The organism is Streptomyces sp. NPDC088766, assembly GCF_044750845.1.
Classification (GTDB): domain Bacteria; phylum Actinomycetota; class Actinomycetes; order Streptomycetales; family Streptomycetaceae; genus Streptomyces.
The window spans coordinates 233,542-252,615 of sequence record NZ_JBIVKQ010000012.1 but is presented as its reverse complement, the minus strand read 5'-3'; the positions used below and the strand labels follow the sequence as shown (position 1 = coordinate 252,615).

Annotated in this window: 5 protein-coding genes; 1 reads left to right on the top strand and 4 read right to left on the bottom strand. The window is 71.3% G+C overall.

Going from position 1 to position 19,074, the window contains the following annotated elements; all coding sequences use genetic code 11:
• Positions 1-249: 249 nt before the first annotated feature.
• Entirely contained in the window at positions 250-1,716 is a 1,467-nt protein-coding gene (locus ACIP5W_RS19190) for a non-reducing end alpha-L-arabinofuranosidase family hydrolase (protein ID WP_401474437.1), read from the bottom strand.
• Between the two features lie 949 nt (positions 1,717-2,665).
• On the opposite strand from ACIP5W_RS19190, the gene ACIP5W_RS19185 reads away from it, so the two are divergent.
• Entirely contained in the window at positions 2,666-4,096 is a 1,431-nt protein-coding gene (locus tag ACIP5W_RS19185) for an endo-1,4-beta-xylanase (RefSeq protein WP_401474434.1), read from the top strand.
• Positions 4,097-4,648: 552 nt separating this feature from the next.
• On the opposite strand, the gene ACIP5W_RS19180 is transcribed toward ACIP5W_RS19185, so the two are convergent.
• Genes ACIP5W_RS19180 through ACIP5W_RS19170 form a run of 3 tightly spaced genes read right to left on the bottom strand, consistent with a single transcriptional unit; the run spans position 4,649 to position 18,865 of the window.
• Entirely contained in the window at positions 4,649-5,521 is an 873-nt protein-coding gene (locus ACIP5W_RS19180; protein WP_401474431.1) for a TauD/TfdA dioxygenase family protein, read from the bottom strand.
• Between the two features lie 25 nt (positions 5,522-5,546).
• Positions 5,547-14,876, bottom strand: coding sequence for an amino acid adenylation domain-containing protein (locus ACIP5W_RS19175; RefSeq protein WP_401474428.1), 9,330 nt, complete (start codon positions 14,874-14,876; stop codon positions 5,547-5,549).
• Positions 14,873-18,865, bottom strand: a complete 3,993-nt coding sequence (locus ACIP5W_RS19170; RefSeq protein WP_401474425.1) for an amino acid adenylation domain-containing protein — start codon at positions 18,863-18,865, stop codon at positions 14,873-14,875. The genes ACIP5W_RS19175 and ACIP5W_RS19170 overlap by 4 nt, the downstream gene beginning before the upstream one ends.
• Between the last annotated feature and the right edge of the window lie 209 nt (positions 18,866-19,074).

Sequence of the window (19,074 nt, the reverse complement as noted above, 5' to 3'; positions counted from 1 at the left end):
GGCGCGGCCCCGGCACCGGACCCGAGGCCCGCGGCCCCGTGCCGCCCGGCAGGCCGCCCGGCACGTCGGCCGAGACGGCGTCGCCGGGGGCCGCGGGGGGGGGCCCCCCCCCGCGGGCCCCCCCCCCCCCCCCCCCCCCCCCGGGGGCCCCCCCGGGGGGGGCGGGGCGGGGGGCGGGGGGGGGGGGGGCCGCGCCCCCCCCCCCCCCCACGCCGGCTCCCTGCCGGAGCCGGACTTCGTGTCACGCCGTCAGCGCTGCAGCGTCAGCAGACCCGGACGGTAGGGCAGGAGACCGTAGTCGCCGCCGGAGTTGGGGCTGCGCCCCTGGTAGAGCAACTGCAGATTGCAGGGATCGACGGTCATGGTCTGATCGGGGCCGGTGCGGATCAGTTCGCCGTGGCTGATGTCGTTGGTCCAGGTGGCGCCACTGTTGGCCTTGCCGGCGAAGGGACTGTTCTCGGTCGCGGCCTGGGGTGTCCAGGTGCCGTTCAGACTGGTGGCCGTGAACGAGCGGAAGTAGCGGCCCTGCGAGCCGATCGCCTCGACGATCATGAGGTAGCGGTTCTGGCCCTGCAGCTTGTAGACCTGCGGGGCTTCGAACAGGTTGTTCGTGGTGTCGCTCATGATCACGGTCGAGGTCGTGCCGAAGCTGCCCGGGAAGTTCCCGATCGGCATACTGGCCCGGTAGATCTTGCCGTTGTCACCGGCGAAGAACAGGTACATGTTCGTCCCGTCACCGATGAGCGTCTGGTCGATGGGTCCCGTGCCGGATCCCGAGATGCTTCCGGAGAAGAGCACCTGCTGGGACGACCAGCCGTTCGGGTTGGTGGGGTCGCTCGACGTCCGGTAGGAGAAGGCGGTCCCGCCCCACTGGTAGGCGAGCACCCAGATGTTCTTCGGCGCGAAGTAGAAGAGCGTGGGCGCGACGGTGGAGTTCGACATCGTGTTCTGGCCGGCGGAGGCCATCTCCGACCAGTTGGTGAACAGGCCGAAGTTCATGGAACCCCAGCGCGTCCCGGTGTCGTGCGTCGTCGCGTAGACGAGCTGCTTGCCGTTGTACGGGGCGACGGTGAAGTCCTTGAGCGAGACCCACCCCGACTTGGGCTGCGCCAGCGCGCCCGTCGACGACCAGCGGTAGGCCGACGGGAGATCGCACGAGCCGGGGTTCTCCGCGACCACCTTGACGAGCTGCCACTGCTGGTTGGCGCCGCCCCAGTCGTCGTACTGGACGATGTTCGCGTTGTCGGCGGTGGCGGCGCCCTGTACTTCGAGGGCCTTGTTGCTGTGGCGCGAGATGAGCCTCACGTAGCCGTCCGAGCTGTCGGCCAGCCGCCACTGCTGGTTGGTGGCGTTCAGGTCGGCCCACTGGACGATCGAGCCGCCGTTCGCGGTGGACCAGTTGTTGACGTCCAGCACCTTGCCCGAGTGGCGGGACTTGATGCGGTAGTAGCCGCCCCCGGAATCGACGAACTGCCACTGCTGCTGGTTCTGGTCGTTCCTGGTCCACTGGGTGATGCGGGCGCCGTCTTCGGTCGCCATGTTGTAGAGATCCAGGGCCTTGCCGCTGTTGCGGTTGACCAGCACATACGAGGCGCCGGGATCCACGGTCGCCGCGTCGGCGGGCTGGGCACCGAGGAAGGTGGCCACGAAAAGCAAAGGTGCGAGAACGGCGAGTAATCGTCTTGGACGGACCGGGGACGGGGGGCGAAACCACATCAGAGGGCCTCCTTCGGGGGTGGGGGTGAGGTGACTCCGATGAACCGCGGAGTGGACGTACCGGGGGACGGGGGCGATCTCGAAAGTTTCGAGGAATTCCCGGATGCTTCGACGGCACAAGCTAGGAATGCGGGGCCCTCCGGTCAAGGCCTGTCGCCGATCTGTCCACAAACAGCGCCTCCCCTTCGGGCTTGACGGGCCGTCGCGCCGACCGGCGGCACTCCGGAGTTTGCGATGCGGCTCGCCGGTCCGAGGCGTCCGCGTGGAGGGGAGAAGTCGAGGAAGCGGCGTTCGCGCACTCGTCCCGGTCCCGGCCCCGCGGCATCCGCCGACGGCGGCGCCGGGGGTTCGCCTTCGCTCGCCGGGATTCCAGAAAGTTTCGGACGGGGGACCGAAATTTCTTCTGCGGGGAGTATTGACGATCCATCGTCAATACCTCAATCATCCCTGTCTGGGAAACCGGCCGTAGTTCGAGATGTCGAACCACGTCGGTCCTGGGCGATCTGTGCTGCACGGCAGACCCACGCACGGCTGCACGACAGATCCGCGTACCGGAGCACCCGCGCCACCCCGTTTCGTCCCGGTGAGGTTCGCACCAGCGCATCCTGGCTCTTCACACAGTTGGAGAGGTACGCGACGCCGCGTGGCGGTCCCCCGGCTGAGCCGCGATGGAGTACCCCGTGCCTGTGTCGAAACATCGCCGCCGCCCGCCGCACGTCACCCGCCGCCCGCCGTACGTCACCCGACGGCCGCCGTACGTCACCCGACGGCCGACCGGGTGCCGTCCGTGCCGGTTGAGATCGTCCCGGTCCCATGACCGCGGTGTCCGGTGACTCCGTGCTGCCCCGCTTCCGGCCCGCCCCGTCCCGTCCGTCCGCCGAGCGGGAGCGGACGCCGCGTTCCCCCCGCGCTTCAGCCCTTCCGTGATTTCTACCTTGGAGGCACAGTCATGGGCTCGTATGCCCTTCCCGGACCCCTCGTCCGCCGGAAGATCCGCGGCCTGCTGTTGGCGCTGGTCGTCGGCGTCCTCGGTACGGTCGCCGCACTGGTCGCGCCGCCGACCGCACACGCCGCCGAGAACACGCTCGGCGCCGCGGCGGCGCAGAGCGGCCGCTACTTCGGCACCGCCATCGCCTCGGGCAGACTGGGCGACTCGGCGTACACGGCGATCGCGGGCCGTGAGTTCAACTCGGTGACGGCCGAGAACGAGATGAAGATCGACGCCACCGAACCGCAGCGGGGCCAGTTCAACTTCACCGCCGGTGACCGCGTCTACAACTGGGCGGTGCAGAACGGCAAGCAGGTGCGCGGCCACACCCTGGCCTGGCACTCCCAGCAGCCCGGCTGGATGCAGAGCCTGAGCGGCAGCACGCTGCGCCAGGCGATGATCGACCACATCAACGGCGTGATGGCCCACTACAAGGGCAGGATCGCGCAGTGGGACGTGGTGAACGAGGCCTTCGCCGACGGCAGTTCGGGAGCCCGGCGCGACTCCAACCTGCAACGCACAGGGAACGACTGGATCGAGGTCGCCTTCCGCACCGCGCGCGCCGCCGACCCGGCCGCCAAGCTCTGCTACAACGACTACAACGTCGAGAACTGGACCTGGGCCAAAACCCAGGCCATGTACGCCATGGTCCGGGACTTCAAGCAGCGCGGCGTACCGATCGACTGCGTCGGCTTCCAGTCGCACTTCAACAGCGGCAGCCCCTACAACAGCAACTTCCGCACCACCCTGCAGAACTTCGCCGCCCTCGGCGTCGACGTGGCCATCACCGAACTCGACATCCAGGGCGCCCCGGCCACGACCTACGCCAACGTGACCAACGACTGCCTGGCCGTCCCGCGCTGCCTCGGCATCACCGTCTGGGGCGTGCGCGACAGCGACTCCTGGCGAGCGGAGCAGACGCCGCTGCTGTTCAACGGCGACGGCAGCAAGAAGCCCGCCTACACCGCCGTCCTCAACGCGCTCAACGGCGGCTCCTCCACGCCCCCTTCGGATTCCGGACCGATCAAGGGCGTCGGTTCGGGCCGCTGCCTGGACGTGCCCGGCACCAGTACCACCGACGGCACCCAGCTCAACCTGTGGGACTGCCACAACGGCACCAACCAGCAGTGGACGTACACCGCGGCCGGCGAGTTCAGGGTCTACGGCAACAAGTGCCTGGACGCCGCCGGCACCACCAACGGCACCAAAGTCCAGATCTACAGCTGCTGGGGCGGCGACAACCAGAAATGGCGCCTCAACTCCGACGGATCCATCGTCGGCGTCCAGTCCGGCCTCTGCCTCGACGCCGTCGCAGGCGGCACCGCCAACGGCACCCTGATCCAGCTCTACTCCTGCTCGAACAGCGGCAACCAACGCTGGACCCGCACCTGACGGGACCTGCCACGGACGAAAGGGTGAATCGATGAAGACCCACGACGCGGCTTCACCCGCCCCTCCAGGAAGACACCGCTGATGGTCCCGGGTCGTCGCCGTGGTGGCGGCGACCCTCGCGGTCGGCATGCGCGCCGCGGTGGATCCGGCGCCCGCCGAGGCGGCGACGGCGGACACCAACGCCTGGTAGGTCCTGGTCCATCGCAACAGCGGCAAGGCGCTGGACGTCTCCGGCGCGTCCATCGGGCAGGGCCTGGAGGGGGCCACGGCTGCAGGGCTGGCGTGGGCCGGCATCGAGAGCCGCCGCGCACAGCCTCCTTCGGCCCCGTCCGGACGGGTCGGCACCCGGCCCTCGCCCGGTCCTCGCCGCGATGTGGAACGGCAGTCGCCCATGGCGGCTCCGTCGGGGCGGCGACCCGCCGACCCTGCACTCCCACGTCCGGCTCACGCAGGTGCTGGAGTTCGATCCGGAACGCCACTCACCTCGGGCAGCGCGGTGAGGCGTCGTGCGCGGGACCGGGTCCGTGCACGACGCCTCACCTGTTCAGGACGTCAGCCCTTGACGGGGCCGCCGTTGATGGCGACGCGCTGGCCGTAGCGGGCGTAGGGGTAGTAGTCGTACGTCGCGTGGTGCTGGACGCACCGGTTGTCCCAGAAGACGAGCGTGCCCGGGGTCCAGCGGACGCGGCAGTGCAGGACCGGCCTGCGGGCGATGATGTCGAAGAGCACGTCGAGCAGGGCCCGGCTCTCGTCGGCCGAGAGCTGCGGGATGCGGCTGGTGTAGGCCTTGTTGACGTACAGCAGTCTGCGGTCGGTCTCGGGGTGCCGGGCGACCACCGGGTGTTCGCTCTTGGGGATGACGTAGTCCGCCGGCAGCGGGTATCCCGCCAGGGCCTGCGCGCCGTCGTGTATCGCGGTCAGCGGGTCCAGCAGCGCACGCATCGCCGGTGAGAGCATGGCGTAGGCGAGATGCATGTCGGCGAAGAGGGTGTCGCCGCCGCAGCCTGGCTCGGGGACCTCGGTGATGTACAGCATCGACCCCAGTGACGGTTCTGCGTCGGCGGTGCCGTCCGCGTGCCAGCCGTTGCCCGCCACGTCCGCTGCTGCTGACGTCGTGCGGATCTCCAGGATGTGGGGATCGCCCTCGGGCGGCGGCGGGTTGACGGGCCGCAGTTCGCCGAAGGCGGCGGCGAAGCGCTTGTGATGCTCGGCGGTGATCGTCTGATCGCGGAAGACGAGGACGTGGTGGTCGCGGAAGGCGGTCCGGATCTCGTCCAGTTGCTCCCCCGGGATCTCCTGCGACAGGTCGACGCCTGAGACTTCCGCCCCCAGAACGGGGGTGATCCGTTCCACGGTGAGTGTGCGGTAGGGATGCACGGGGCGCGTGGTCACCGCTTCCAGGGCTTCGCGTTCGTATGACTCCATGTCAACCTCCGTAGGGGGATGGGGCTTACCGGTCAGCGGTCCCGCGGGCACCGGCATCCGGGGACGCCAGCGCCGCCCTGATGGTCTCGGCCACCGTGTCCACGTGGGGTGCCGCCACGATGCCGTAGTGGTCCGTGGGCAGATACCTGAGCTCGGCGGACGGCGGCAGGCAGGTGTTCCACTCCTGGTCCGGCTCGCGGGGATCGGCGGGCGCGGGCATGCCCGCGGTGGGGTGTTCGGCCAGCCACAGATACGTGGGGACGCAGACGAGCGGCCGTACGCGGTGTTCCGCGAGGCTGCGCAGGTTCGCGCGGCAGCAGCGGGCCAGCCTCTCGGCGTACGCCTGTGCGTGCTCGCTCGGCGACGAGGACGCTCCGGTGCCGAGTTCGGCGGCGAACACCCTTTCCAGATGAGCCTCGTCGTAGGCGGCGACCAGTGCTTCCGCCCGGGGCGGTGGCGGATCCAGGAGGTAGAGCGCTTCCAGGGGGCGGCCGCCCGACTCGGCGAGACCCGCCATCTCCATCGCCACACGGGCGCCGTAGGACCATCCGGCCAGGTGAAGCCGGCGGTCCGGTCCGCCGAACCGCGCGCGGAGTTCCGCGTCGTAGTGATGGGCCCGCTCGGCCAGTGACCACGCGGGCGTCTCGGGGTCGCGGAGTGCCGGATCGGCGATGAGGCACACCGTCGGCGCGGGTCCGAGTGCCGCCACCAGGGAGCGGTACGCCTGGATGTCTCCGCCCACGGGGTGCACCAGGCACAGAACGGCCGAACCGGTCCCCTCCTGCCAGATGTCGAGGACGACCCGGGAGGTGCTCGCGGTCGCCTCGGTGGTCGCCTCGGTGGTGGTCTCGGTGGCGGGCTCGGCGCAGGTGAGGGCCGCCTCGATGTGCTTCAGGATCTCCGTGAGGCTGACGCGGTGGCTGAAGGAGGCCAGGTCCAACCCGACACCGTGGTCCTCCTCGACGCGGACGATCAGGCTGATCAGGGTCAGCGAGTCGGCGCCCAGATCGTAGAGGGAGGCCTCCGGGTCCAGTTCGTCCACACCCAGCAGATCCCGGACCACCCGGGCCATGGCATCCGCCCGCTCCCCGGTACCGCCGGCGCCGGAGGCTTCCCGCTCTCCGTCCGCCGGGTGCACCGGCCCGGAGAGCGAGGACTGATCCGTTTTCCCGGCAGGAGCGTAGAAGGCCCGGGAGTCCTCGATGCCGGTCGTGGACACCAGGAGTTGCGGCAGGCCCAGGGCCAGGGCATGCGCGAAGACCGCTTTGCCCTCCTCGACGGTCAGGCCGACCGCGAGGTGTGCCTGGTGGCGGCTGTCCGTGTTCAGGACCCGGGTGGCCATTCCGGTCTCGCTCCAGATGTCCCAGTCGATGCCGATCCGGACGGTCGTCTCCGTCTCGGTGGCCCGGTGGTGGGCGAAGCCGTCGAGGAGGCTCGCGCCGGCCGCGTAGTCGCTCTGGCCGACACCGCCGAGCAGGGCGGACATCGAGGAGCAGTAGACCGCGATCTCCGGGCGGAATGCTCCGATCAGGTGCTCGACGACGAGTGCGCCCCTTTCACGGACCGCGGCGGCGTCGCGCATCGCCGTGGCGTCGCGCCGTACGAGCAGCCCGCCGTGTCCCAGACCGGCCGCGTGGATGACGCCGTCCAGCCGGGAGGTGTGGCCGGCGACGGCCGCCGCCACCTCGTGGACGGACATGGCCGTGACATCCGCCGGGACGAGGCCGATGCGGTCGGCCCATCCGTTCAGCTCCTCGGGCAGCCGCGGGTTCCTCGACAGCAACAGGACCCGGCTGCGGGTGTGTTCGAGCAACCAGGCGGCTATGGCGCGGCCTATGCCGCCCGTGCCGCCGAGCACCAGGTGGACGGTGTCCGCTCCGGCCGGTACGAGGGACCGTTCACCCTCCGGCTCCGGCACGGGTGTGGTGCCCTGCCGCCACCAGTGACCCTGCCGCAGCGCGAGCTGGCGCGGTAGGGCGGGTCCGCCGGGATGCCCGGCCTCACGTGTCCCGGCGACGACCGAGGCCACGTGCCCGGCCCAGCGGGTGAGGTCGCCGTCGGGGAGGTCGAGCCAGTGGCCGCTCAGGGCGGACTCCTGAGGGGCGACCTCGACCGGCCCGGCGAGGAGCGCCAGTTCGGGTCTGTCCACCGGTCCCGCCACGGGCCGGGCGCCGTACGACAGCCACCACACGCGTGGGGAGCCGGTTCGCCCGCCCAGTGCCCGGGCCAGGGCCGCCGTGCTGTCCAGGCAGGTGTGACGGGCCTGTTCCAGGGTGACGGGACCGACCGGCCCCGTCACGCCGAGGGGCAGGGCGTGCACCCACTCCGTGTCGCCGGAGACCGGGGCGCCGTCCTCGGACAGCGCGTCGAGCAGTCGGCGCAGCGACGCCGGATCGGCGGGGTCCACGTCGTAGGCGTCCGGTTCCCTGCGGGCGAAGGTGCCGGCCGGGTGCACCCGTATCACGCGCGGCGCCACCGCCTCGAAGGGCGCGAGCGCCGTCCGCGGAGTGCTCTCGGAGGTCACGACGACCACGGCGGACGCGCGGCCGGCCGGCACGGTGGTGTCCGCGACGTGGGCACGGCGCAGCCGGACCCAGTGCGGTTGATGCAGCCAGTTCTCGCGAGGCAGCCGCCGGGGTGCGGCGGCCGGAGCCCCGCGCGGCTCCCCGGGCAGTCGGTCGAAGTCGTACTCCGACAGGGAGAAGGCCGGGGGCGGGAAGTCCCAGGGCGCCGGAGCGGAGCCTGCTCCCCAGTCGACGGTGCGTCCGGCGGCCCAGTCCTCGGCGAGGTCGTGCGCCGTGCGGCCGGCCGCGCAGACCGTCACGGCGTCCGGGTCCGCGATACCGTGCGGCACCGCTCCGGTGGCCACCGCGCGCAGCCAGTCCTCGGCCGCGGCGGCGTCCGTCACGGGTGCCGCGGCCCGCAGGCGGCGGGCGACCCGCCCGGCCTGGAGATGACGCAGCACCAACTCGTGCTGCTCCGGGTGCAGGTGGAGATATTCGGCGATCCGGGCGGCGTCGGCGGCCAGTGCGTCCGCGCTGGAGGCCGACAGCACGAGGCACGCGGGTACCTCGCGCGCCGCCACGGGTCCGGATGCGGTGTCCTGCTCCACGATGACGTGGGCGTTGGTGCCGCCGATCCCGAAGCTGCTGACCGCGGCGACCCGTTCGCGTCCCCCGGGCCAGGGCATGGCTTCGGACGGGACGTGGAAGGGAGTGGGATCGGGGCCGATCTCCGGATTGAAGGCGCGGAAGTTGAGGTTGGGCGGGAGCGTCCCGTGGTGCACGGCGAGCACCGCGCGCACCAGGCCCACCACACCGGCGGCCGCACCCATGTGGCCGAGCTGGCTCTTTACGGAGCTCAGAGCGCAGCGGCCGGACTCGCTCACGTCGAACGCCTGCCGCAGCGCCCCCACTTCGACCGGGTCGCCCAGCCGGGTCCCGGTGCCGTGGGCCTCCACGTAGCCGAGGTCGGCGCCCGTGCGTCCGGCGCGGGCCAGGGCGGTCCGGATCACCTCCCGCTGTCCGGCCAGCGACGGCGCGGTGTAACTCATCTTCGCCGCACCGTCGTTGTTGATCGCGGAGCCTGTGATCAGCGCGTAGACGGTGTCGCCGTCGCGCCGTGCCCGGCGCAGCGTCTTGAGGACCACGACGCCGACGCCGCTCGCGCCGACCGTGCCGGTGGCGTCGGCGCTGAAGGGCCGGCAGTCGCCGTCCGCGGAGAAGATGTGCTGAGGGCGGTAACGGTAGCCCTTGGTCAGCCCGGGGTCGACGAGGACCCCTCCGGCAAGCATCACGTCGGCCTCGCCCTGCCGGAGCAGACCGGCGGCGAGGTGCACGGCGACCAGGGAGCTGGAGCAGGCGGTCTGGGCGCTGAAGGCGGGGCCGGTCAGCCCGAGGTGGTACGCCACCTTGGTGGCCAGGAAGTCCTTCTCGTGGTGCAGGGCGAGCTGGAAGCCGTCGGGCAGCCGGCCGGGGTCCGCCTCGCGCAGCAGGGACTGGAAGTAGGTGTTCTCCCCCGCGCCGGCCACCAGGCCCACCCGGGTGGCCGAGGTGTCCGCCACTCCGGCGTGTGCCAGGGCCTGCACCCCGGCCATCAGCAGGTGCCGCTGCTGGGGGTCCATCAGACGGGCCTCTTGGGGGCTGATGCCGAAGTGGCCCGGGTCGAAGTCGAGCATGCCGTCGAGCGTGCTGTGCGCGCCGACGATTCCTTCCGGCGCGTCGATTCGGCGGATTCCGGTGCCGCCGGAGACCACCAGCTCCCAGAAGGCGGCCAGGTCCGGGGCGCCGGGCACCCGTACCGCCATGCCGACGACCGCGATCGGCTCGCCGGGTTCGGGGGCCCCCTCGTTCTTCGCGGCCGGTGGGGAAAGCGGCCGCGGCGCGGTGAGGTGGCGGGCCAGCGAGCGGACGGTGACGTGCTCGAACAGGTCCGCGATGCTGAAACGCAGACCGAGTGCCGTGGTGCAGTGCAGGTGGAAGCGCATCAGAGCGAGGCTGGAGGCACCCGCCTCGAAGAACGTCCGGTCCGGTGCGATCGGCGACCCGGTGACCTCCTCGAAGGCGGTGGTGAGGCGCTCCTCCTCGGCCGACAGGCCCGTGCGGGCGATCGCGGAACGACGGATCTCTTCCCCCGGCGCCCGGACCACGGCCTGCCGGTCCAGCTTGCCGCTGGGGGTGCGGGGCAGTTTCTCCAGTCTGCGGAAGCGGTCCACCCTTACGTAGGAGGGCAGAAGGGCGGACAGCTGCGCGCTCAGGTCGTCGGCGGACGGCGCTTCGCCACGGATTTCCAGGCCGGCCGTCAGCCGGTCACCCTCACGTGTGACGACCGCGTTGACCACGGCCGGATGACGCAGCAGGGCCGCCTCGACGGAGCCGAGTTCCAGCCGGTGCCCGCTCAGTTTGATCTGCTGGTCGTCGCGGCCTGCGTAGTGCAGCAGGCCCGCACGGTCGAAGAACGCCCGGTCACCGCTGCGGTAGAACAGGCCCGCGCCGGGGAGTTCGACGAAGCGGGCGTCGTCGGGTGCGGGTTCGCCGAGGTAGCAGCGGGTGGTCATGGTGCCGCCGATCAGCAGCTCGCCGGTGCACCCGGTCGGGACCGGGTCACCCTGGGCGTCCACCACGCGCAGGTCGGCGCCGGCCACCGGGCGTCCGATGGCGGGCCGCTCGGGCCATTGCCCGGGGTCTCCCTCCAGGCACAGGGCGCTGACGACATGGGTCTCCGTCGGTCCGTAGTGGTTGAACAGGCGCGCGCCGGGAAGTCCGGCGAACCAGCGCCGGATGCTCTCGGTGCACACCAGCTGCTCGCCCGCGGTGACCACTTCGCGCAGCCGGGAGGGATACCTGTTCAGACGGACGGCGTACTCGGCGAGCAGTTGCAGGGCCACGTAGGGCATGAAGATCCGTTCGGCGCCCGTGGATTCCAGCCGGTCCAGGAGCGCGGGCGCGTCCTGACGCCACTCGGGACGTACGAGCTGGAGCCTGCCACCCGTGCACAGCGTCCCGAAGATCTCCTGGAAGGAGACGTCGAACGCCAGCATCGAGAACTGCTGGGTGGCGGCGGGGGCGGCCAGACCGCCGGGACCGGACTGCCACCTGATCAGGTCGCACAGTGTGCGGTCGTGGATCTGCACGCCCTTGGGGACGCCCGTGGAGCCGGAGGTGAACAGCGCGTACAGGGGGCGGGCGCCGTCGTGCGCCGGCGCGTCGACCGTGCGCCGGTCACCGCTGTGCCCGTCGTACGACCCACTCGTGCCGTCGGTCCGTGGCGCCGGGTCCACCGGTGTGAGCAGGTGGCGCACCACGCCGTCCGGGAGCAGGGTGTCCAGCGTCGGCGAGCCGTCCCGTGTGGTCAGGACGCACAGCGGGTCGATCTCTTCCAGGACGCGGCGCAGCACGTCGGCCGGGTAGGAGGGATCGAGGGGGACGGCGGTGACGTTCAGCCGTGCCAGTGCCAGCAGCGCCACCACGTGTTCGGCGGAGGGATCCAGGTACAGGGCCGCCCGGCAGGGGCTGCCGTCGGCCGGGATCGGGTAGCGGTCGGCCAGTTCCCTCGCGAGGGCCGCGGCACGGGCGTCGAGGGCCGCGTAGCTCAGGATGCCGCCGTCGGCCGTGACGACGGCGGGAGCACCCGGAGCGCGGGCGACCTGCCGGCCGAAGCCCTCGGCGATCGTGGTGAAGCCGGGTTCCGGGGCGGGGCCGCGCCCGTGCCCCGGAAGGGACCGCCGGTACGGTACGACGAGGTCACGGGCGGTGGAGCGGCCACCGGCCGCGAGCGCGTCCACGCCCCGCCGGAACAGCTCCGCCATCGCCTCGACGTCCTCGCCGGTGAACCGGTCGGCGGCGTACTCCCACAGCACGTCGCATCCGTCCGCGTGCTCGACCACGGAGACGGTCATCGGGCACTTGGCCTCCGGCGCCGCCCACCACAGGGGGCGCTGGGCACAGCCGGGCAGCCGCAGCGCCCCGAAGTCGGTGTTCTCCAGGACGAACAGAAAATCGAACGGGGTGTTGTCGCCGACGGCCTCCCAGCCGGTCAGGACGTCCGTGAGCGCCACGTCCTGACGTCCCAGTACCTCCCCCGTGACCGTCCTGGTGCGGGCCAGGTGGGAGCGCAGGTCCTCACCGGGCACGACGGTCAGGGGCAGCAGCACGGTGTTCGCCATCATGCCCGCGCTGTTCTCGAACTCGTGCACGGGACGGCCCGCGACCGGGGCGGCGATGCGCGGGCGGACCAGGCCCGCCACACCGTACAGGCACCAGGAGAACACACTCAGCAGCACCTGGAACCGGGTCAGCCCGGACTCCGCGCACACCCGGTCCACCCGGCTCCGCCGAACGGCGTCGAGTGACGTGTGCAGCAGGCGCGCCCGCGGTGCCGCAGCCGCGTCCCGGGCGGGCAGCGGCTCCTGCGGCTCCTCCAGCCCCTGGTAGTAGCGGAGCAGTTCGTCGCGCTGCACCTGGTAGGCCGCGCTCGCGAACCGGTCGCTCTGCCAGACGGCGAAGTCCAGGGGGGTCGGAGCGGGTTCCCCGGGCCGGCCGCTTCCGGCGTAGGCGGCCGAGAGGTCCTGCAGGAGGATGCTCAACGACCAGCCGTCCACGGCGATGTGGTGCAGGTGCAGCAGGAGCGTGCCGCCACCGTCACGCGGCAGCCAGCAGGCCCGGAGCAGACGGGGGACGGCGAGGTCGAAGGGCTCCGCGAAGAAGGTGTCGGCGAAGGCGTGCGCTTCCTCCTCGCTCCAGGCCTGCCGGGGGTTCGGCTCGTGCCAGGGGTCGTACGGCTCGCCGACGGTCTGCTCCAGGCCGTCCGGCCCGGGACCGAAACCCGTCCGCAGTGCCTCGTGACGTGCCACCAGGCTGCGCAGCGCGTGCCGCAGGGCAGGGGTGTCGACGGGTCCGTCCACCCGGAAGGCCTGGTTGACGGAGTAGGCCCGGGAGCCGGGGGCGCGGCGCTGGACCAGCCACAGCCGCTGCTGTTCGCTGGTGGCGGGCGCGGAGCGGGCACCGGAGACCACCGGTGCCGGCAGGGCGCCCTCCCCGCCGGGAGCGACTGTGGTCAGGCACCGGGCGACGGCGGCCAGATCGTCGTGGAGGACGGCCGCCTGCGTCAGTTCGCGGCCCCAGCGCTGTCGTACGGCGAAGCAGAACCGAAGCGCCTTCAACGAGTCACCGCCGCTGGCGATCCACCGGTCACCGGGCCCGAGACCGGTGGTGCCGAGTATCTCCTCGGCCAGTTCGACGACCCGGCGCTCGGTCTCCGTCATGGCCGGTCCGCCGGATGCGGCAGCGGGCCGCCAGGGCCGGCCGGCCTGCCGCAGCAGGGCGGCCTGATCGACCTTGCCGTTGGCGTTGAGCGGCAGCTCAGCCACGAGGTGGATCTGATGGGGGCGCATGTAGGCGGGCAGCTGGGTCGCGAGGTGGCTGTCGAACTCCTCGTAGGACAGTTCCTGGCCGAGGACGACGAACGCCAGCAGTTCGTTGGGCCCCTCCTGGCCCGCGCGGCGCGTGCACACGTGGGCCCGCCGGACCGCCGGGTGGGCGAGAACACGCAGTTCCACCTCACCGGGCTCGATCCTGAAGCCACGGACCTTGACCTGGCGGTCGATTCGTCCGACGTACTCCAGCAGGCCCTCGTCGCCGGTCCGTACGAGGTCACCGGTGCGGTAGTACCGCTCCTCGCCACCGTCGAGCCATGGCAGCCGCACGAAACGCCGCTCGGTCTCCTCGGGAAGGTGGCGGTATCCGACGGCGAGTCCCGTTCCGCTCAACAGGAGCTCGCCGACCTCACCGGGCGCGGCGACCCGCTCCTGGTCCGGTACGACCAGGACCGCACCGCTCTGCGGCAAGGGCCGTCCGATCGGCACCACGTCCCCGTCGAAGTCCCGCGGGATCGGATGGCACAGGGCGAAGGTGGTGGACTCCGTCGGCCCGTACGCGTTGAACAGACGGGTGCCGCTGCCCGCGTTGTCCCGGTACCAGCGGCGTATCACCTGGGGGTTGAGCTGCTCACCGCCCACCAGGACCTCGCCGACCGCGGCGAAGCAGTCCGGCACGGCCGTGACGATCGCGTTGAACAACGACGTGGTGATGAAGACGGTGTTCACGCGACCGCGCCGCAGTGCCGCGGCGAGCCGCTCGGGGGACTGCACGTCCCCGTCGCCCAGGATCACGCAGCAGCCACCGGTCAGCAGCGGCACCCAGACTTCGAAACTCAGCGCGTCGAACGCCGGATTGGCCAGGCAGCCGAAGCGGAGACCGGGCGCGACGCTGATGTAGCCGGGTCGGGCCAGCCGCCGGACTCCGGCGTCACCGACCTCGACACCCTTGGGCCGGCCCGTCGTTCCGGAGGTGTAGAACAGGAAGGACACCTCGCCGGGGGCGGACGGTGCCTCCACGGCGGCGGCGGGGGCCGGACGTTCGGGCAGAAGGGCGTCCGCGGCGAACGCCTTCACGTCCTGCGGCAGCCCGGTGACGCTCTCGACCGTCTCGTGCACCAGGGCGACCGCGGCGGAGTCCCGGAGGATGAAGTGTCGGCGTTCGGCGGGGCTCTGCGTGTCGAGCGGCACGACCTGCGCCCCCAGCCGCAGAACGCCGAGCATCACGCAGACCAGCCGCCACGACCGCGGCAGCGCCACCGCGACGGCCTGCCCCGCGGTGATGCCCCGGTGTGCCAGTTCTTGAGCGACGGTGGCGGCTGCCGCGTTCAACGCCCCGTAGTCGATGCTGACGTCGCCGTCGGCGACCGCCTCGGCGTGTGGTGTGCGCAGGGCTCGGCGGTGAATCTCAAGGGCTATCCCGGTCGGGGCGCTCGCGCCCTCGGCCACGTCGGTGGGGGACGTTCCGACGCGCGGTTTCATCGTGCCTCCGACGTGTCTGAAGGGGTGGTGCGCTCCGTCTCGCCCTGGCCGGGGGCGGATGCCAGCCGGTGCAGCTCGGCGGTGAGGACGGCGGCGACGCGGGGCAGTTCCTTGCTCTCCAACATGTCCCAGTGACCGCAGGCGACCGGCTCGACCACGAACTCACCGCTGACGCGCTGCCGCCAGAACGCGCGTAGACGAGCGGCAGCACCCTCGACGTCCGCGTCTTCGTCCTCCACGGCCGTCGCCTGCATCAGCACGACACGGGCGGGCGACTCGGGTACGGCGTAGTCGCGCGCCGTCTCGCGATGGTGGTTGTAGACGTTCAGGTACCGGGCCACCTGGTCGTCGTCGATACCCGGGTACATGCCGTTGAAGCGCACCAGTTTCTCCCGGAACTCCGCCATGCCGACCGGCGCGACCGCGGCGCGCTGCTCGTCGTCCTGGGCACCGTGGGTGTCGAGGAGGACCACGCTCACCTTCCCGTGTCCGGCCGCCATCAGGCGGCGGCCCATCTCGTACGCGATCAGACCGCCGTAGGAGAGCCCGCACAGCACCAGTGCCTCCTCGGCGCGGGGACCGACCAGCCGCAGGTACTCCTCGGCCATCGCCTCGACATCGGGAAGGGTGGACTCGCCAGGATCGATGCCGGGCGCCTGAAGCCCCACCACGCCGATGTCGTCGGCCAGTTCGGCGGACAGGGGCAGGTAGCAGAACGCGGTGCCGCCGGCGGGATGCACACACACCACGCGCTGCCGGCCGCCGCCCGCGCGGAATTCGACCAGGTTGCCGAGTCCGGCGGACCGTACGGCATCGCCGCCGCCGCGCACCCGCGCGGCCAGCGCCTCGATGGTGGGGTGCAGCAGGACGTCGCGGACGGGCAGGGTGACGCCGAGTTCCTCCTGGACGGCGGCCGCCATCTTGATCGCCGATATCGAAGTGCCGCCCAGCTCGAAGAAGTTGTCACCGATTCCGATGTCCGGGTGCAGCAGCACCCCGCGCCAGACCCGGTACAGCGCCATCTCCACGTGGTCGCGGGGCGCGGCCGTGTTGACCCGACCCGCACGGGTTCCCGCCACGGCGCGCAGCACCTCGGGCCGGTCCACCTTGCCGCTGCGGTTCAACGGCAGGCGCGGGAACTCGGCCACCACGGAGGGGATCATGTAGTCCGGCAGGCGGTCCTCGAGGGCCGCACGCCACTCGTGCGGCATGCGCGTGGCCTCGGCGTCACATCCCACGCCGGCGACCAGGTGGGGTCCGCCGGGCGCGTCGCGATCGGCCAGGACGACGGCCTCCCGCACCCCGGGGACCGCCAGCAGTGCCGCCTCGACCTCGCCGGGTTCGATGCGGAAACCGCGCAGTTTGAGCTGGTCGTCGCGGCGGCCGACGTATTCGGCGTTGCCATCGGGCAGCCAGCGCGCCAGGTCGCCGGTGCGGTAGACGCGTTCACCGGGGACGAACGGGTCGGGCACGAAGAGTTCGTCGGTGAGGTCGGGGCGGTTCAGATATCCGCGGGCCAGACTCGCCCCGCCGAGGTAGACCTCTCCGGGAACCCCCACGGGCACCGGGCGCATCCGGTCGTCGAGCAGGTACAGGCGCGTGCCGCGCAGCGGCCGCCCGATGGGACACGACCGCTCGTACGGTTGCGGGTCGGTGTAGGCGGTGGAGTAGAGCGTGGCCTCGGTCGGGCCGTAGCCGAAGCAGATGCGCAGGCCGGGCAGCAGCTCGCGCATGCGGTGCAGGGTGCTCTCCGGCAGGGACTCCACTCCGGTGAGGAGCTGACGCAGGCTCGATCCGGCCAGGCGTACGGCCGGATCCTCGCCGATCCACAGGACGTAGGACGGGGGCAGAAAGGCCTGGGTGACCTTGCGCGCACGCATCCAGTCCAGCAATGCCCCTGGATCCCGGCGGAGTTCGTCGGGAACCAGGTGGAGCACGGCGCCGGTGGTCAACGGGACGAGGAGTTCGTGCACCGACGCGTCGAAACCGATGCTCGACCAGGCCGAGGACGCCTCGCCGGGGGCATCTCCCATGAGCTCGCGCCAGTGGTCGAGGAGATTGACGACGCTGCCGTGCGTCACCGCCACGCCCTTGGGGCGGCCGGTCGACCCCGAGGTGTAGATGACGTAGGCGAGCCGGGTCCGGTCCGCGTCGACGGCCGGCGCCTCGTCGTGCGTCCCCGCTGCCTCGACCTTCGCCAGGTGCTCCCACGGCTGTCCGTCGTCCGCGGCCTCCCCCCGGTCGGTCAGCACGAGGACCGGTGCGGCGTCGCTCACCATGGCGGCCAGCCGCTCCGGTGGCTGGCCGGGGTCGAGGGGCAGGTAGGCGGCTCCGGACTTGAGGATCCCGAGCACCCCGACGACCAGGTCGGCCGTACGCCCGGCGTGCAGGCCCACCACACGGTCGGGACCGGCACCGCGCGCGACGAGCGCATGGGCGAGACGGTTGGCGCGGCGGTCGAGCGTCGCGTAGTCCAGCTCCGTGTCGTCGGCCACCACCGCACACTGCGCGGGTCGTTCGCGGACCTGCGCGGCGAAGCGCTCCAGCACGCCCGGCGATGCCGGACCGGTCACGGCGGGCCCTGTGCTGAAGGTGGTGAGGAGTGCCCGCTGCTCGTCCTCGTCGAGCAGCGTCAGGTCGGCGATCTCGGCATCGGGCCGCTCGGTCATCAGACGCAGCACGCGCAGGAATTGACGTATGTACCGTTCGACCGTCGCCCGGTCGAAGAGCGCCACCGCGTAGTCGATCTCCCCGGTGAGGTGCCGGCCCTCGTCGGCCAGGGCCAGGACCGTGTCGAACTTCGCGGGTACGTGGGCGGCGTCATCCCTCAACTCGACCTTCAAACCCGGAAGTTCGAGTTCCTTCCGCATGGAGGGGACCCAGGCGAACATGGTCTGGAACAGGGCTGTGCAGGCGGGACTGCGCGGTGGGTTGACCAGTTCGACGACCCGCTCGAAGGGGAGGTCGACGTGCCTCAGGGCGTCACGGACCCGCTGGTTTACCCGCTTCAGGACGTCCTTGACACTGGGGGAGCCCGAGAGGTCCGCGCGCAGGGCGAGGGTGTTGACGAAGAAGCCGATCAGACCCTCGACGTCGCCGCGTCGGCGGTTCGACGTGGGGGCGCCGACCACGACGTCGTCCTGCCCGGAGAGCAGGGAGAGCAGCACGGACCAGCCGGTCAGGACGGTCGCGTAGAGGGAGACATCGTTGTCCGAGGCCAGCGCGCGCAGGGCCCGCGTCAGGTCCTCGTCGACGGTCACGGGCAACCGGTCGCCGTGGAAGTCCTGTTCGGGTGGGCGGGGCCGATCGGTGGGCAGGGAGATCACGGCCGGCGTGTCGGCCAGTGCGGTGGTCCAGTAGTCGCCGTGCGACACCGGCTCGTCTCCCGACATCCACTCCCACTGCCAGCGCGTGTAGTCGCTGTACTGCCAGGTCAGTTCGGGCAGCGAGACCTCCTGCCCCTGCTGAAGCGCGGAATACACCTGGCCCAGCTCTCTCAGCAGCAGGGAGCGGGACCAGCCGTCGAAAATGATGTGATGGACCGTCAGGATCAGTACGTGATGGTCCGGTCGGAGCGCTATCAGGCAGCCGCGCGCCATCGGTTCCTCGCCCAGGCGGAACGGGGTGCCCTCCACCTCCGACCGTATGCGCGTGAACCGTTCGGCCGCGTCCGGCAGCCCCGTCAGATCCTCGAAGGCCACCGGGAACGACGTCTCCGGCGGATCGACGACCTGAAGCGCCGAACCCCCTGAGGGGACCAGCCGGGTGCGCAGGGCCTCGTGCCGGGCCGCGAGCAGATGAAGCGCCTTCATGAGCAGGTCCCGGTCCAGCGGTCCCCGGATGTCGAAGGGCATCGGCTCGTTGTAGGCGGCGCTGGCGTCTCCGTCCATGCGTGCCATCACCCACAGACGTTCCTGCGCCAGCGACAAAGGGGCGAATTTTTCCTCTTCGCCGGAATGATTGCTGACTGCGATTCGGGGTAAAGACACGGATTACCCTTCACGAGGAGAGAACGCGACGGAAATCATTTCCGACTTTCCCGGAGCCGTTGAACCGGCGTCCGGAATGCGTGTGTTTTCATCAAAGTGCACTCTGAGAACAATGCCTGCGGGTCCGGGCCCCTCGACGGGGTGCCGGCCGGGTCGATCGGCTAAAAAGCCTGTTCAGACCGCTGGCTGTGCTGCTGCGCGAACGGGGC

What these genes read in the sequence shown, in the direction of transcription:
- ACIP5W_RS19190 (WP_401474437.1), bottom strand. Translation starts at nt 1,716, where the DNA reads ATGTGGTTTCGCCCCCCGTCCCCGGTCCGTCCAAGACGATTACTCGCC.
- ACIP5W_RS19185 (WP_401474434.1), top strand. Translation starts at nt 2,666, where the DNA reads ATGGGCTCGTATGCCCTTCCCGGACCCCTCGTCCGCCGGAAGATCCGC.
- ACIP5W_RS19180 (WP_401474431.1), bottom strand. Translation starts at nt 5,521, where the DNA reads ATGGAGTCATACGAACGCGAAGCCCTGGAAGCGGTGACCACGCGCCCC.
- ACIP5W_RS19175 (WP_401474428.1), bottom strand. Translation starts at nt 14,876, where the DNA reads ATGAAACCGCGCGTCGGAACGTCCCCCACCGACGTGGCCGAGGGCGCG.